Consider the following 16,663-nt stretch of genomic DNA (forward strand, 5'->3'; position numbering starts at 1 on the left):
CATCCTATGATTGAATTAAATGACCTTACTGAAGACGGAAAGCTGTATTTCAACCGCCGCCTCGGACTGGCGGAATCCCTATTGCCCTGTGATTTCGAAACAAGCCATGCCTGTGACCTGCAGGAGCTGCCGGGCGGCGATCTGCTCTGCGTCTGGTTTGCCGGTTCGGATGAAGGCAACCCGGATGTCAGCATCGTGATGTCCCGTCTGAACGCCGGGGCGGATGCCTGGACACCCGCTGTGAGAATTTCTGACGATAACGGCTTCAGCGAGCAGAATCCGTCCCTGTTTCTTCATCCGAACGGCGAGCTGTGGGTGATGTACACGGCCCAGCGGGCCCGTACCGCCGATGAGCCGCCGGAGTTCAACCTGCAGTACACCTCCAAGATTTACCGCAAGGTTTCCAGGGACAACGGGTATACCTGGGGGGAGGCGGAGGTTATGTTCCCGCGTGAAGGCTCATTCTGCCGCCAGAAAATTCAGGTTCTCTCCAGCGGAAGATGGATCTTCGAGAACTGGATCTGCTTCAATGATGATACCCGCAACGGCAGCGATATTACGGTCATGAACATCTCCGACGATGAAGGCGCGACCTGGCGCAGCGTCGAGGTTCCCGGCAGCCGCGGCCGTGTGCACTGCAACGTGATCGAGATGGCGCCAGGGAAGCTGATCGGGCTCTTCCGCAGCCGCGCGGCAGACTATATTTACTTTGCCAAATCGGATGACACCGGGGAGAACTGGACGGAACCGGTACGCACCGAGCTGCCGAACAATAACTCCAGCATTTCCGCCATCAAGCTTGCGAGCGGCAAGCTCGCCATCATTTACAATGATCTGCGCTTCAATGACAAGCCGGATATTACTGTCTGGCCGTTTGAACGCTGTCCTGTTACTGTAGCCATTTCAGAGGATGAGGGCAGAACGTGGCCGTACCGCCGTCATGTGGAGACAGGTGAGGGCTTCAGCGGCCACAAAAATCTAATCCGCAACCGCCGCTACGAATATCCATGCATCATGCAGGCGGCGGATGGAAGTCTGCATGCAGCATATTCCTTCGGCAACCGCCGCACGATGAAATTTATCTCCTTCACGGAGCAGTGGGTTACCGGTGCCGAGTAACCGGAATGCTGCCGGGCTGAGCCCCTTTACGGGGCTCTTTTAGATATGATAGGACGGCAGAGCTGTTTCCAGTTGGGTCGATTGACAAAGAAAATGCGGTGCGGTACAGTGAGAGACCTAAATTACGGCAACTTCATTGAGGTGAAGCAGAAATGGAAGAGCATATTGTACAGCATTTTTACACACCGACCAAAACACAAATGGAGCAGTCTGCCTATATTACCTGGGCTGGTCACCGGAAGTGCGGCAAAGACCATGTCGTAGGCCCGCGCGTCCTGGAGACTTATAAAATGGTGTTTGTCCTCAGCGGCAAGGGCTATTTAACCCAAGGCGATCATGTCAACAAAATGCAGAACCAGGGAGACATGTTTATCCTGATTCCCAGAGAAAAGCATTTCTACTATGCCGACCCCGAGGACCCGTGGGAGATTATGTGGGTCTCCTTTGGCGGCCAGCATATTCCCTATTATCTGAATCTGATGGGGCTCGATATTAATCACTGCTGCCTGGCGGGAATTGCAACACATACCATTATTAATAAAATGCTGCTGCTGATCCAGGAGCTTCCGGAAGCGGGGAACGGGCAGCTGCTGTGCATTAGCTATCTGCTGCATATTTTCCACCTGGTTGAGCAGGGGTCAAAGCATTACGGCGAGGCCGGCCTGCGGACCGGCTCCGAAAGCGTGGTACAGCAGGCCGTTCTGTTCATCGAGCAGAACTACTACATGCATATTGATGTGGATATGCTGTGCAAGCACGTCAACTATAGCCGTTCCTACCTCTCCCGTTACTTTAAGCGGATCACTGGAATGTCTATCCCGGAATATATCAGCAAAATCCGCATCCAAAATGCCAAAATGCTCCTGCAAAAGACTGACCTTAACATTCAGGAAGTATCAGCTTCCGTCGGGATTACGGATTCACTCTACTTCTCCAAGATGTTTAAAAATGTAACGGGAGTCTCTCCCATGTCCTATAAGAAACACAACCAGGGGTTGTTGAACTAAAGCCGTATTTATAGATGAATGGGGGAATACCCATGTTTGATTTTGAGCATAGCCTGAAATTTAAAGAGAAGGACATCGATCTTCTAACGGTCGGGGAATTGCTGGTAGACATGATATCGGAGGGGTACAGCGACTCCTTTGAGTACAGCAGGTACCACAGATATTTCGGAGGCTCACCGGCCAATATCGCCATGAATAGCAAGCGGCTGGGCATCCGCCCGCTTGTGGCGTCTGCGGTGGGGACGGATGGGCTCGGGTTGTTTCTGGTGGAGCATTTGCAGAGAGCCGGGATGGATACAAGCTGTGTGCAGCATGTAAACGAAGCAACCAGCCTGGTGGTCGTGACCAAGAGCAAGTCCACGCCGGTCCCGATCTTCTACCGGGGAGCCGATTACCGTCTCACCTACACCGAGGAGCTGCGCTCAGTCCTGCTGCGGACGAAGATCGTTCATTTTTCCTGCTGGCCCCTGTCCAGGCAGCCGGTGAGATCGGCGGTAGAGCAAGTGATCCGGGATGCCCGCAGCAACGGGGTTCTCGTCTGCTTCGATCCTAATTACCATCCGGCACTATGGGAGAAAGGGGAGGACGGGGTTAAGTATATCAAAACGATCCTTCCGCAAGTTGATATCGCGAAGCCGTCGGAAGACGATGCCGAGCGGCTGTTCGGGAAAGACACCCCGGAGAATCAGCTGCAGAAATTCCTGGACCTGGGAGTGAAGCTGGTCATTCTGACTCTGGGCAAAGACGGCGCGATCGCCTCAAACGGGCAGGAAACGGTGAAGATGGATACGCTGGCTACGCAGGTGACAGATACGACGGGGGCAGGGGATGCCTTCTGGTCCGGCTTGTACACGGCGCTCATCAAGGGCTATCCGGTCCGCAAAGCGCTGAAGTTCGGGCTGGCAGTCAGCGCGTATAAGCTGCAATATACAGGGGCAGTCGTAGAGCTGCCGGAACTTGAGACATTCAAGACGAAGTACCAAATCTAGGAGGGCGAGAGTTATGGCAATTCACAATCAAGTGCAGCTGATTACGTATCCCGACTCGCTGGGCGGGAACCTGCAGACCCTAAACCATGTGCTGGATGAGCATTTTTCAGATATCTTTAAGGGCGGTATTCATATCCTTCCCCCATTTCCCTCCTCGGGCGACCGGGGCTTTGCTCCGCTTACTTATTTTGAGATCGAGCCTGCATTTGGCTCCTGGGAAGATATTAAGGTGATTGGGGCGAAGCATGATGTGCTGCTGGATGTGATGGTTAATCATATTTCCCGGCAGTCTGAGTATTTCCAGGATTTCCTGAGACAGGGAAGACGCTCACCGTACGCGGATTTGTTCCTGACACTCGATAAGGTCTGGGCAGACGGACAGCCTGTGCAGGCCGATATCGGCAAAATGTTTCTCCGACGCCCCTTGCCCTATTCCACCTTCACGGTCGGAGAGACGGGTGAAGAGGAGAAGGTATGGACGACCTTCGGCAAAACCGATCCCTCGGAACAAATTGACCTCGATATACATTCGGATAAGGTTAAGCAGCTGCTGAGCGATATCTTCGGGAATTTCCGTAACAACGGCGTAAAGATTGTGCGGCTGGATGCTGTAGGTTACATCATCAAGAAGCTGGGTACAAGCTGCTTCTTCGTTGAGCCTGAGATCTACGGGTTCCTGGACTGGATCAGGGAGCTGGCCGATTCGCTGGATATCGAGCTGCTGCCGGAGGTTCATTCCCACTACAGCATTCAATATAAACTGGCGGAGCGCGGGTTCTGGATCTATGATTTCATTCTGCCTTACCGCATCCTTGATACCCTTGTCAACAAAAATGCGGAAGCGCTGAAGGAATACCTGACTACGCGCCCTGCGAAGCAGTTCACGATGCTGGACTGTCATGACGGTATCCCCGTCAAGCCCGATCTCGACGGATTGATCGACACGAAGGAAGCACGTAAGCTGGTCGATGCTTGTCTTGAACGCGGCGCCAATCTGAGCCTGATTGTCTCTGAGGGTCATAAGGCCGAGGATGGATTCGATGTACACCAGATCCGCTGCTCCTACTACTCCGTGCTGAACAGTGATGATGACGCTTATCTGGCAGCCCGTGCCATCCAGTTCTTCGCTCCCGGCATCCCGCAGGTGTATTACGCCGGACTTCTGGCCGGAGAGAACGATGACGAAGCGGTTCGCCGCACAGGAGAAGGGCGGGAGATTAACCGTCATAACTTCAGTATAGACGAGATTAAGCAGGCGCTTGGCAGGGGCGTAGTCCAGCGTCTCCTTGCGCTGATCCGGTTCCGCAACGAATATGGCGCGTTTAACGGTGAATTCCGCGTGCTGGAATCGGCAAGTCATGAGGTCCGGCTGCAGTGGACCAAGGGGGATTTGCACTGCACGCTGCATATTGATCTGGCCATTAAACGAACGGTCATCGATTATGCGGGACCGGATGGATCGAGTGTTCAGTTTGAGATTTGAGGGATAGAATGATCAAATGGTAAATTTGCCGGACATCCATTTCTGGCAATCGGATAAATCTATGGCTATTTCAAGCCGGATTTGTCGGGCATAGGTTGAGATTGTGGCATCGACTTGTATGAACGCCTCAGATATAATGACTGTGAATTGGATCAGGCCATGCGTAAATGCTGTAAATGTTACGCTGGCTTGAATTTTCACGGGAGAGGAGCGAAACAAACAGAATGACCTTACCATTGCCAGCCAAGTTCCATTCTTTATCCGAAGGAGTCAGAGTTGTAACGCTCGATGAGCAGCATTGTCAGATTGAAACCGCTTTAACGGGGGGGAGCGCAGAGCTGGATTTGTCACTTGTTGAAGCGGATATTTGGATTGAATATGAATATTTAACCGCTGATTTCTACCATGAATGCCATGATGTGCTGGTTATTCTTTTCACATTTCAGGATCAGGCCGGAAGGTCAATCTCGGTTCATTATGGGCTGCTTCCCCGTGTAAGAACACGGCTGTGCTTACCGCTCACGGCATTAAATGGCGAGAAGCTGTTCCTGGACCGTTATCCCGGCGTCCTGCAATCGGTGCTCAGGGGAGATTCGTTCGTCGACCGGAGCCGGGTTGCCGGATTATCGGTCGGTACAATCCCCTCGGTTTCAGCAAGGTACTTCGAAATGTCGGGCCTGCGCTTAACCCGGACTGAGCCGGAATTCCATTATGCACCGGTCTCCTATATTGATGAGCTGGGGCAGCTCTCCTGGAAGGAATGGCAGGGGAAAACCCTGTCTTCCAGAGATATGGTATCCGCATTGAATGCGGAGCTGGAAAAAGCACGGCAGGTGGAGGCTGCCTCCAGGTGGCCGACAGGTACATATGGCGGTTGGAAGGGCCTGCAATTTGCCGCTACCGGATTTTTTAGGACGGAATTCGACGGTACCCGGTGGTGGTTTGCCGACCCTGAAGGTTATGCTTTATTCAGTGCAGGCATAGACTGCATCGGGCCTTCATCCGGGATGTGGATAGCGGGAATGGAGCATTTGCTGCCGGAGCTTCCTGACCGGGAGGGGCTGTTCAGAGATGCATGGCGCGAAGATGGCTACGATCCTTTTATTGCCAATATGATTCAGGCGTTCGGGGAGCAGTGGCGGGAGTGCTGGAGAGAATTGACGGAGTGGAGATTGAAGGATTGGGGCATCAACACCATCGGCAACTGGTCGGCCCCCGACTTCATCGGCAGCTCCAAGCTGCCTTATGTGTATCCGATGCACAGCTTTCCGTCGACGGGAATGTCGATTTACCGTGATTTCCCCGATGTATTCAGCTCCGAATATGAGGAGGAGGCGTCAGCGTTCGCCAGGCAGCTGGCTGTGCTTAAGGAAGACAAGAGAATGGTAGGGTATTTCATGCGGAACGAACCGCAGTGGGCATTCGTTGACGGACTGAATTTAACGGCGGAGATGCTGCGCAGCCCCGCTTCATCCGCATCCAAAACCCGGCTGATTGCCTGGCTTGAAGAGAAATACGGCTCCGTGGACTGCTGGAACGCAGCCTGGGAATCCTCGTACGATGCTTTCCGGGACCTATTGGACTATAATAATACACTCCCGGAGGGGAATGAAGAGCAGAAAAAGGATTTCACGTTATTTAACCGGATGATGATCAGGCGTTATGTGGAAATTCCTGCGAAGGCTTGCAAGGAAGCGGATCCTCATCACTTAAATCTGGGTATGCGCTATGCCTGGATCTCTAACGAAGACCTCCTGGAAGGCTGTGAAGCGTTCGATGTATTCAGCATCAATTGCTATCAGCTTCAGCCGGATCAGGAGCTTATTGAGCAGATCAGCAGGAAGCTGAAGCGGCCGGTAATGATCGGGGAATATCACTTTGGAGCTGCAGATTCCGGCTTGCCGGCTTATGGTATCCGGGCTGTCGCTACCCAGCGGGAGCGGGGACTCGCGTACCGCTACTATGTTGAACAAGCTGCGGCAATACCCGGCCTGATCGGTGTTCATTATTTTCAGCTTAATGATCAGACCGTGTTAGGGCGGTTTGACGGGGAGAATTATCAGATTGGAGTCATTGATGTCTGCCAGCAGCCATATCAGGCTTTTGTGGAGCAGATGATGATAGCTCACCGGAACATGTATGCAATCCGCACAGGCCAAGTACAATCAACTGTCCAGGCGCCTGAAGAAATACCAAAGACAGGCTTTTAAATGAATTATGAGCAAACGGAACAGCCGTCACCGCGCTGAATAATGCGCGGGTGACGGCTGTTTCGATTATGCCGAATTACCGGCTATTTCAGTCCCATTGCAGACATGACGTCGACTTCATTTGCTTTCTTTAACCAGTCGTTCACTTCTTCAGTAATCTGCGTTCCGCCTTTTTCATGCCACTGCTTCACGAACTCATCATAGGACTCAAGCGGTTCCTTGCTGTAGATGATCTTGGTGAAAGTCTCGCGCTCCATGGTGAGAAGCTGCTCCCAGGAAGACTGCATTGTTTTGGTAGGCACGCCATTGAAGGCGTTGGGAAGCAATACGTCTTTATTCTCATATGAGATCACAAATCCGTCTTTTGTCGTTTGGTCCCCCGGAGCCGCTGCCCGCATCAGGACGCCATTGTCTGGAGTGGCACCGTTAGCCAAATCATAATAGGGTTTGCCTGCTTCGTCTATGCTTGGCGTATTTTTGGTGAAGGTCATCTTGCCAGCAGCCTGAATGACTTCAAGCGGTGTATTAAACTTTGTGGGATCAAAGACGATCTCACCATTCACGATATCGTAGTCATAGCCCTCTGCATAACCGTATTTGAAATCACCTGTTCCGAATGCCGCATCATACAATTTGTCATAGTACAGGAAGAATGCTTCCATATTAGTGAAATTCTTATTGAACATGAAGACACCGTCGTTAAGCTGGCCAGCCTGATAGGTTTTGTCTTCTTTTACGCCTTTAATCGTCGGATATGCGGAGATCTTGGCTCCCCTGATATTCTTCTCGACATCCTTCACGCTGCCATACAGCCAGGGACGTCCGATAATGATGCCAGCTTTGCCTTCCGTGAAATCAGCGAGTGCATCCCAGGCTCCTTGTGTGGCCAGCTCCTTGTTCAGATAGCCTTTGGAATACCAGTCACGAAGTTTGGCGAGAGCTTCCTTATTGCCGTCTGCTACCGATCCGTAGGTGAGCTTACCATTGTCGTTGTACCACTGGCCGGGAAGGTGTTTCCCGGTATAAGCACTGAAGATCATTACCGGATCACTGACCCAGCCGGTGTTGTAGGTTTCCTTACCGGAGAAATCAAATCCATAGGTATCTTTTTTGCCGTTTTCATCAGGATCGTCGTTCGTGAAGGCAGCAATAACCTTTTCAAATTCATCGATTGTTGTGGGCGCTTTCAAATTTAATTTATCCAGCCAATCCTGCCGGATCAACATCACTTGACCTTCGGTCAAGGTGGGGGAGATAGCCATGCCGTATACTTTGCCGTCCTGGATAACCGGATTGAAGGTTGTCGGATACTTCTTGTAAACCTCCTTCAGCCGGTCCGGCATATAATTCTTGATATCCTCTGTAATCTCCTTCACTTGCCCGGACTGGATGAGGTCATTCGCGAGTGATGTGTCGTATACCGGAATAATATCCGGCAGCTTCTCGGATCCGGTGAGGGCAAGACGGAGCTTGGTGTTATAGTTGGCAGCGTCACCGCCGAGCAGCGTTGTTTCAATTTTGATACCCAGGTTATCTACACCCCAGCGGGTCATCACGTTGTCGTTCAGGCTATCGCCGTTAATATATTTGCCTGCGTTCTCATCCTGCTGCTTAGCCGAGGTAATGGTGATTACCGGGTCATATTTCCCGTCTTTCAGCGTTGCGTCTGATGCGGCGGTGCTCCCGCTGTTCTTCGATACACAGCCGGCAAGCATGCCGGCCATCAGCAATGAGGATGCGGCTACCGCAAAGGTTTGTTTCGGCTTCATAGATAGGTCTCCTTTATGATGGGTTTTAGCGTTGGCTCCAGTTCATTCCTTTACAGCACCGAGAACGATTCCCTTAACAAAAAATCGTTGCAGAAACGGATAAACGAGAATAATCGGCAGCGTACTCACAAAGATTTGTGCAGCCTTGATACTCTGCTCCGACATGGCAGCCGCCTCGGATTGGCTCAGTGCCATGCTCTGTGCTGAGCTTTGGACTACAACGGTTTGCAGAAAAGAGGCGAGAGGGTAGTTGGCTGTATTAGACATATACAGAATTCCGTCAAACCAGGAATTCCAGTGCCCGACCATAATGAACAGGCCGACTGTAGCCAAGCCCGGAAGAGATAGGGGAAGGTAAATCTTTACGAAAATGCCGAAGAAGGAAGCTCCGTCGATAAAAGCCGCTTCTTCCAGTGCCTTCGGAATGGTCTTGAAGAAATTCATAATCAGGATCAGATTATAAGCGCCGAAAGCTCCAGGCAGTACCAGTGCCCAAATTGTGTCTTTCATGCCAAGACTGGTCACCAGAATATAGGAGGGAATCAGTCCGCCCGAGAACAGCATAGTGAACACGAAGATCCACATTAAGGCATTGCGCCCGCGGAATTCTTTGGACAATGCATATCCGGCAGTGGTGATTACGAACATGCTGATAAGCGTCCCGAGGACGGTGCGTACTAAGGAGATCAGCATGGATCCGGTGAAGTTTGAATTTCTGAACGTTTTTTCATAAGCTTCGGTTGTGAAATGTACGGGCCAAAAGGAGACCAGATTACCGTTGACCGCAGCCTTGCTGCTGAAGGATTGGGCAAGCAAATGCAGCAGGGGCAGCAGGCAGGTTAGGGCAACCAGAATGAGCAGAAAATGATTGAACACAGAAAATACTTTATATCCCTTAGTCTTGTGATACATATCCGGTCTCCTTTCTAGAAGATTTTGTAATTCGCCAGCTTATAAGCGATCCGGTAGGAGATGACAATCAGAATAAAGCTAATTCCGGATTTAAACAATCCAACCGCAGTACCGTAGCCGTATTGTCCGTTGAGCAGAGAGGAGCGGTATACATAGGTATCTATAATGTCGCCGGTGCTGTATACCAACGGATTATAGAGATTGAAAATCTGATCAAAGCCTGCATCAAGAATGCTTCCTAAACTCAACGTCGAGATCACTATAATCATCGGCAGCATACTGGGCAGGGTTACATGGCGGATTTGCTGCCTGCGGGTTGCCCCGTCAATCTCGGCTGCTTCGTAGTAAGAGGGATCGATACCTGTAATCGTTGCCAGATAGACGATCATACTAAATCCGAAGTTCTTCCAAAGATCACTGATGATGACCGTCGGACGGAAGTAGGCGGGATCACCTAAGAAAAAAATCGGCTCTGTTCCAAAGACGCTGGAGAGGAAATGGTTAACACCGCCGTCAAGACCCAGAATATCAATCATAATTCCTGCTACCGTGACCCAGGATAGGAAGTGAGGCAGGTAAACCAGCGTCTGAATGCTCTTCTTGAGTCCGACACTGCGGATTTCGCTAAGAAGTATTGCCATAATAATCGGAACAATAATACCGACCACAATCTTGAAGACAGCAATAATCAGCGTGTTGATAATGGCCTGTGTTGATTCTTCATATTGAAAAATTCTCACGAAGTTATCCAGACCAATCCACTCTGAGCCTGTGATCCCAAGCCAGGGCTTGTAGTTTTGAAAGGCCATGACTAGACCGACCATGGGAGCATAAGCGAAAATTAAGACAAACATCAAAGCCGACATACACAGTATATACAAAGGCCAGTGCTGTTTGATTTCTTTCTTCCACGGATTTTTTCCGGTCTTTTGAAATTTCTCCGCTTTAACCCGGTTTACCTTTGTATCCAGTACCTGTGAGATAGGCTTTACCCCCTTTCACAATCATTTTGTCTGTGCTGCTACTTAAGACTAACAAAAGCGCTTACATCACGAAATGCCATAAAATAAATATTATAACCACGATCTTAACAAGATGAACAAAAGGCCTTCTACAGGCAAGCGCTTCTCTTTTGCTTTAAGGAAGGTTGCGCTATTATAGGGAGACGGTCAGCCGTGGTGTTGAAAGGAGGTCTCTGTTTTGAAAAAAATAAATATGAAGCGCTTTATTTATTTCTTCGTATTCTTTCTTACGCTTACTCTGGTTTTGTTCTATGTCATGGAAACGCATAGTGCCAAGACACTTAAGCAGAGCCTGATCCAATCTTCCAAGAATCAGGTCATCTATACGGATAGTATGCTGGAAGGTGTGCTTTCTGAGGCCAGGACATATGCAATCCAGTATACGACAGACAGCTCGGTCCGTTATTACGAGAAGCAAAAACAGGTTCTAAGCACGTATGATTCCCAAATGAAGAAGAATGATATATGGTCTATGATCAATAATACGCTGGTGTCCAGCCAGTCGGTGGAAATGGTGGGTATCTATTGGAGATCGGACGGAACCTTCATCTCTACGATGAGCGGTCAAAGCGCTGAGCCCTTCAAAGAGGTGCAGCGCAGGGGATGGGAGACGATTAATGGAAGCTTGTACTTTTTTTCTGTCTATCCCTATATCCAACAACCCAGCAGTCTCATGGATATTCAATATGTTGTAGGGGTCAAGATCAAAACAGATTATCTGATGGGTCTGCTTGATAAAGCTCTGAACAGTGAGAATGCGGATGCCTTCTTTCTGCTGAACAAAAGCCTGCTGGTTGGAACCCGGAGCATGAACTCCGACATTGTTGAAGCGGCTAAAGGGATGATTGCAGCCAATCCGGGCCAAGTGATGGAATACAATTATAAAGCGGCTGATGGAAACTACGTCATTCTGTCCAAATATACTGAACCGATAGATTCCTATTTAATTACATACACACGTATGAACGATGTTCTGAATCCACTTAACCGGAATCATCAGGTATTCTTTATCAGCATTTTAATTATTCTGATCATTGGTCTGTTCGTAATCGCGATGTTCTACCGTAACTTTTACCGCAATGTATATTTGCTGCACAAGCGCTTCTATCAGGTAGAGCATGGCGACTACGGTACGCGGATCAAAGAAAATCCGGGCAATGAATTTGACAGCCTGTTCAAAAGCTTCAACCACATGGTGTCGCAAATCCAGGCGCTGTTTGATTCGCTTGCATCGGAGACGGAGCTACGCCAGAATGCAGAGCTGAAGCAGCTTCAGGCGCAGATCAATCCGCATTTTTTGTACAACAGCCTTTTCTTTATTATGTCGATGGCCAAGGCATCACCGGATGCAGTCATACAGATGAGCAAGCATTTAGCCGAATATTACCGTTATCTGACAAAGCTTGACTCCAGGCATGTATCTGTAGCTTCCGAACTGGCGCTGTCAGATCATTATTTGGCGATCATGGCACTGTGCAAGCAAATTAATTACCGGATTGAATTGCCGTATGACATCGGGCTAAGGCGGATTATGCCCCTGATGATTCAGCCCATCGTCGAGAATGCGATTCAGCACGGCATTGAAGAGCAGCAGGGGGCACACCGTGTATTCATCGCAGCCGAGGAAATGGGCCAGGGTGTTAAAATCACCGTTTCCGACGATGGGAAGGGGCTTCCGGCAGACGGGCTGCAGCAGCTCCGGGAGCATATAGCACAGGAAGAGGCCCCGATGGGAACAACAGGTATCGGACTATGGAACATTAACAGGCGGCTCAAAAATTCCTATGGCAATAACAGCGGGTTGTTTTTTTATACGAATGAATGGGGAGGACTCTCGGTCAGCCTGCACATCGATTTTCAACTGGAAGAAGGGGATTAGTGTGAAAGTATTGATCGTGGATGATGGGCATTACATCGTGGAGTATTTGAAGCATTTGCTGAATTGGAGAGAATTCGGTGTGAACCAGGTGGACACCACGACAAATTCCATTGAAGCCAAGCGAATGCTGGAAGAATCTCCCGCTGATATTCTGATCACTGATATCCGTATGCCTGAAGTTTCGGGGATTGATCTGCTTGAGTATGTCAGTACGTTGAGATTGAAGACCAAGGTGATATTTCTGTCAGGTTATTCAGAATTTGAATATGCACAAAAGGCAATCCGTCTGGGAGCATTCGATTATTTGTTAAAGCCTGTGGATAAAGAGGATATGGAAAAGGTCATACGAAATGTCACGAAAGAGGTCACAGCGAGCAAACCTGCAAGTGATACGATCATGGAGCCTTATGACAGTCTGGGCTATCTGCTGTCGGTTATTACTGAGAATGGCTCTCTGATTCAGGAATGTAAACCCTTAAGCAGCGGTTGTGAACAAAAGTCTATGCGGTTCTTCCAGCTGTCTGCCGCGGATACTGAAGAGGAGACCAAGCTCCAGAAGGCCGTGGATGGTCCTGATGCATTCATTTGGACGACATCTTCTTGTTTGGCAGGGATGATTCCTGAACCGGAAACCCGGAAATTAATAGCTGCTCTTCCCTCCATCACCTTGTCGGCACCATTTCAGTTGAATCTCAAGGATTCGGTCCGATCTTCTTTCTATCAATTCTTCTATCAGGAAGAGGTAGTTCCGGGCGACTTCAATATGCTGCGGAGCATAGATGCATTCTCCAAGCTGGAGTCACGGAAATGGGAGTGCTCCAGGCAAAGAATTCAGAAGCAGTTTCCTAAGTTCATGCACAGGAAAGAGAGAATCATGTATCTGCTGGAGGCGATTTATTTCCTGTATCTTACCAATGACAAACTGCATGCCAAGGAGATTCTAGATTGGATTATTGTTCGGCTAAAGCAGCCGGAGGAAGTGTATGAAGATGTAATGCTGGCCGTCTCACGCTTGGGCAGGGATGCGGATTTTTCCAATGATGACATCATCGATAACATCCGGAAGTATATCGCCGGCAATCTCGCTGAAGCACTCAGTCTTGAAGATTTAGGGAGAATTGCCCATCTTCATCCTGTATATCTATCCAAGTTCTACAAGCAGGAGACTGGAGAGAACCTGTCCAGCTATATATCGGTCAAACGGCTTGAACGCGCTGCCACGCTATTAACCGGCTCCAAGCTACATGTGATGGATATTTCTCAAATGGTGGGTTATAAGAAGTCGCAATATTTTATTAAGCTTTTTAAGGAGCGGTATGGCGTGACTCCCCAGCAATATCGTAAGCAGCAGATCAAACTGAAATAAACCCGTTTTCGCAAATAAAATGAATAAATCGAAAGATTTTATAATAGTAAAGAAATTTAAAAAGCTGGTATCATGAAGAGAGTGCAGGAAGCTTGCTTCCTTGGAGGTTATTGAAGGTTATTAATGAAAGCGTTTTATTTAGCGGGTGCCAAAAAGTAAGCGGGTATACAGAGAAAAGGGGGAGCAGCATGAACAAATACGGTTATAAAAAAACCATATTCAATCACCTGGTTTTATCCTATACCATTCTTTCTGTTGTTCTAATCAGCACGATGGGCGGCTACTGGTATACCCAGGCCAACCGTATGATGGATCAGGAAATTGCTAAAGACAGTGTCACCCGGCTGAATGCCGTTCAGACGTTTATTGAACAGACACTGCTCAAAAAATATGAGGATAACCTGCAAAACAAGGCCTTGTCCATCAATTTTATCCAAAGCAACGCCAATCTGAGCCAGCTTCTGTACGGGGGCTGGAAGGGGAATCTGAGCCGGGCGGCTTCCTTCAATAATGATCTGGAGTTCTTCAAAGTGGAGAATACGGGTGTCACTAATGTGGCGGTATATTTCCCAGGGAATGATTATGTGGTGGATGCGGACAAATTTTATATGAAAACAGCCAATTCGCTGGAATCGGGATTCTACTGGAAACTGGCCCATATGCCGCTGAAGAAGTGGACGGTCCGGACCAACGCAAACGGCGAGCAGGTTATCAGCTATGTGATTAAGCTTCCTTATCAATTGCCGAGCGTGAAGGCTGCAGGGTATTTCATCATCGATGTAGGCGTGAATTATCTGCAGACCGTTGTGGCGCCGATGCTCAGTTCCCCGGAAGATAAGCTTCTCGTGTTGGATGGAACGGATCATGTGCTATTCTCAGCCGGCGGGGAGAACAGCAGAATCGATGAGCTTTTGCAGGAAGCGCTTGGTTCGGGATCTGCCCAGGAAAGAAGGATTAAGGAGGGCGGAGTTCCGGGAGTCTTGTCACAGCTTCCATCCGTTCATTCGGCTCATCAATGGACCTATGCGATGTACCGGCCGACCAACACCGTAGAACTCTTCACCGAGCATCTAAAAACAGGGCTATATACCGCCTCGGCCGTCATTATTCTGTTCGGACTTCTGATCTCTTTCCTGTTCTCCAAGCAGCTCTATATCCCCATCAAACAGCTGATGGCCAAGATCGGCAGCTTCCAGCCGGCGCATTCACATGACTCCCGCGGGAATGAGTATATGATTATCGGGGATACCTTTTCATTAATGAAAGACAAGATCGTGGATCTGGAATCCCAGGCGAGGAAAAGCGAGCTTATCAATCTGCTGCTGGGGGTCAGCCAGAGCGAGGAGCATCAGGAGAGAGTACTGCCGGATACCGCTTATTGCGCAGCCTACCTTCAGCTTACCGCAGGGGAGCCGGAGGGGTTAAAAGCCAGGTATGAGCTCTACAGCACGCTTCCGGGAGAATTCATCTCACTCAATGCAAGAGAGGCGATCATTCTGTATTACCTGGAACTGGACTGCGGATTTGAACCGTCCATTCTTATCAATGATCTGCAGGGATTGCAGCGGATCTCCGGCGAGGGCTTCACCTTTCAGGCGGCCATTGGCCGGAAGGTTCATTCTATTGAAGATATTCCTGATTCCTATCAGACGGCGCAGCAGGCCAGCCGGTATCATTTTATCTACGGCAAGCATACGGTGATTTCATTCCACAAGACGCAGTCCCTAAATGCGGAGCCTATGTTCTTTAATTTTGAGCATTACAGCAATGCGCTGAAGGCAGGGGACCTTAAGGGAGTGAATGATTTCCTCGATACCTTTGTTTCGGCGCTGCATAAAGAAGAGGTGCAGATTGATGCCGCAGAGCTGGCCGTGCTCCAGCTGATTGCCCAGCTCTACCAGTGTGTGATTGAGCTGAAGCTGCAGCATCTGCTTCCGTATTCCAATCTGTTCGACGAGCTGAAGAAGGATACCCTGTACGAAACGATGACAAGCATCAGGAAGCTGTGTACAGAAATTACAGAACTGATGAATGCTGAAGGCAATCATGCCCATGCGGAGGTCATCCGTACATTAAAGGCCTTCATATCCAGTCACCTGCATGAAGACTTATCGCTGCAGATTCTGTCGAGGGAAGTCTCGCTGGCACCGGCTTATATCTCCACCTTATTCAGTGAAGTCACCAAAACCCCGTTCACCGAATATGTAACGAAGCTGAGACTGGAGAAGGCCGCTGAGCTGCTGATTGCCGATTCGCGGCTGTCTATAGCGGTGATTGCCGAGCAGGTCGGCTACCGTAATCCGCAATATTTTCACAGCAAATTCAAAGCTCGGTACGGCGTTACCCCAGTCCAATACAGGAAATCGCATAAGGACCATGCGGATTGGATCACTTTGGAGAATTGAATGTCCTAGCAACGCCAGCCTTAAATATTAATTATCCCGAACCTTCACGCCAATGAAGGTTTTTTGTTTGTATAGGAAATGATGCAGTTTGAAAAGGTGAGGATAACGGTGAAGAAGCGGCTTATACGGCGTGGGAAGACACCTACGGGAGTCGGGATACCGCGGCAGCTGAAAAATAGATGGATATTCTACACTTGCTAAAGGGCGAAGGAGGCAATGTCAAACAGCACGATACTTAAATAGCAAAAATAAGATACGTTTTACCACTTAATTTCATAAGGGGAGGTAGCGCTTCAGCATTTTGAGTAGCGGCTACTATTCATAAGAAAGAGTCGCTGATGTGTTCATATTTCGGCCGAAAGTGGATAACCGCTTAAATAATTGAACTTCTGCAGGCGGCAAAACGAAAGAAAGTATAAGGAATTGAATGAAGTTGAACTAGAAAAAGCGCTTCCATAAATCTAAACTTACATTTGTGAGCGGCACATGATGAATCTACCGA

11 protein-coding genes are annotated in these 16,663 nt (G+C 49.2%); 8 read left to right on the forward strand and 3 right to left on the reverse strand.

Features of this window, described 5'->3' with window-relative positions:
- The first annotated feature begins 6 nt into the window (after positions 1–6).
- From MHI42_RS30075 to MHI42_RS30095, 5 genes are all read left to right on the forward strand, one after another.
- Entirely contained in the window at positions 7–1,119 is a 1,113-nt protein-coding gene (locus MHI42_RS30075) for a sialidase family protein (RefSeq protein ID WP_342421534.1), read from the forward strand.
- A 152-nt stretch (positions 1,120–1,271) separates the two neighbouring features.
- Positions 1,272–2,126, forward strand: a complete 855-nt coding sequence (locus tag MHI42_RS30080; protein WP_171720075.1) for an AraC family transcriptional regulator — start codon at positions 1,272–1,274, stop codon at positions 2,124–2,126.
- A gap of 32 nt (positions 2,127–2,158) precedes the next feature.
- Positions 2,159–3,115, forward strand: coding sequence for a sugar kinase (locus tag MHI42_RS30085; protein ID WP_342421535.1), 957 nt, complete (start codon positions 2,159–2,161; stop codon positions 3,113–3,115).
- A 13-nt stretch (positions 3,116–3,128) separates the two neighbouring features.
- Positions 3,129–4,598: a sucrose phosphorylase gene (gene gtfA / locus MHI42_RS30090; protein WP_342421536.1), complete on the forward strand. Its 1,470-nt coding sequence runs from the start codon at positions 3,129–3,131 to the stop codon at positions 4,596–4,598.
- A gap of 224 nt (positions 4,599–4,822) precedes the next feature.
- Positions 4,823–6,808: a beta-galactosidase gene (locus MHI42_RS30095; protein ID WP_342421537.1), complete on the forward strand. Its 1,986-nt coding sequence runs from the start codon at positions 4,823–4,825 to the stop codon at positions 6,806–6,808.
- Positions 6,809–6,891: 83 nt separating this feature from the next.
- Here the strand turns inward: MHI42_RS30095 and MHI42_RS30100 are convergent, their stop codons facing one another.
- The 3 genes from MHI42_RS30100 to MHI42_RS30110 are packed head-to-tail and all read right to left on the reverse strand — an operon-like array spanning position 6,892 to position 10,343.
- A complete protein-coding gene (locus MHI42_RS30100) occupies positions 6,892–8,577 on the reverse strand; it encodes a hypothetical protein (protein ID WP_342421538.1) in 1,686 nt (561 codons plus the stop codon).
- A 42-nt stretch (positions 8,578–8,619) separates the two neighbouring features.
- The gene (locus MHI42_RS30105) at positions 8,620–9,489 is read right to left on the reverse strand and encodes a carbohydrate ABC transporter permease (RefSeq protein WP_340985938.1); all 870 of its coding nucleotides are present in this window, start codon (positions 9,487–9,489) and stop codon (positions 8,620–8,622) included.
- A 14-nt stretch (positions 9,490–9,503) separates the two neighbouring features.
- Positions 9,504–10,343 carry an ABC transporter permease subunit gene (locus tag MHI42_RS30110; RefSeq protein WP_342421539.1) on the reverse strand — a complete coding sequence of 280 codons (840 nt, stop codon included), beginning with the start codon at positions 10,341–10,343 and terminating at the stop codon, positions 9,504–9,506.
- A gap of 346 nt (positions 10,344–10,689) precedes the next feature.
- On the opposite strand from MHI42_RS30110, the gene MHI42_RS30115 reads away from it, so the two are divergent.
- The 3 genes from MHI42_RS30115 to MHI42_RS30125 all read left to right on the forward strand — a co-directional run bounded on the left by MHI42_RS30115 (position 10,690) and on the right by MHI42_RS30125 (position 16,161).
- Complete coding sequence (locus tag MHI42_RS30115) at positions 10,690–12,390, forward strand: histidine kinase (RefSeq protein ID WP_340985940.1); 1,701 nt, start codon at positions 10,690–10,692, stop codon at positions 12,388–12,390.
- Position 12,391: 1 nt separating this feature from the next.
- On the forward strand, positions 12,392–13,756 hold the full coding sequence (locus MHI42_RS30120) for a response regulator (protein WP_342421540.1): 1,365 nt from the start codon (positions 12,392–12,394) through the stop codon (positions 13,754–13,756).
- A 188-nt stretch (positions 13,757–13,944) separates the two neighbouring features.
- Positions 13,945–16,161, forward strand: coding sequence for a helix-turn-helix domain-containing protein (locus MHI42_RS30125; RefSeq protein ID WP_342421541.1), 2,217 nt, complete (start codon positions 13,945–13,947; stop codon positions 16,159–16,161).
- Positions 16,162–16,663 lie beyond the last annotated feature (502 nt).

Origin of the sequence: Paenibacillus sp. FSL E2-0178 (genome assembly GCF_038593005.1) — a bacterium.
GTDB classification, from domain to species: domain Bacteria; phylum Bacillota; class Bacilli; order Paenibacillales; family Paenibacillaceae; genus Paenibacillus_AQ; species Paenibacillus_AQ phytohabitans.

Coding starts and splice junctions, on each gene's coding strand:
- MHI42_RS30075 (WP_342421534.1), top strand. CDS start 7: ATGATTGAATTAAATGACCTTACTGAAGACGGAAAGCTGTATTTCAAC.
- MHI42_RS30080 (WP_171720075.1), top strand. CDS start 1,272: ATGGAAGAGCATATTGTACAGCATTTTTACACACCGACCAAAACACAA.
- MHI42_RS30085 (WP_342421535.1), top strand. CDS start 2,159: ATGTTTGATTTTGAGCATAGCCTGAAATTTAAAGAGAAGGACATCGAT.
- gtfA (WP_342421536.1), top strand. CDS start 3,129: ATGGCAATTCACAATCAAGTGCAGCTGATTACGTATCCCGACTCGCTG.
- MHI42_RS30095 (WP_342421537.1), top strand. CDS start 4,823: ATGACCTTACCATTGCCAGCCAAGTTCCATTCTTTATCCGAAGGAGTC.
- MHI42_RS30100 (WP_342421538.1), bottom strand. CDS start 8,577: ATGAAGCCGAAACAAACCTTTGCGGTAGCCGCATCCTCATTGCTGATG.
- MHI42_RS30105 (WP_340985938.1), bottom strand. CDS start 9,489: ATGTATCACAAGACTAAGGGATATAAAGTATTTTCTGTGTTCAATCAT.
- MHI42_RS30110 (WP_342421539.1), bottom strand. CDS start 10,343: ATGTTTGTCTTAATTTTCGCTTATGCTCCCATGGTCGGTCTAGTCATG.
- MHI42_RS30125 (WP_342421541.1), top strand. CDS start 13,945: ATGAACAAATACGGTTATAAAAAAACCATATTCAATCACCTGGTTTTA.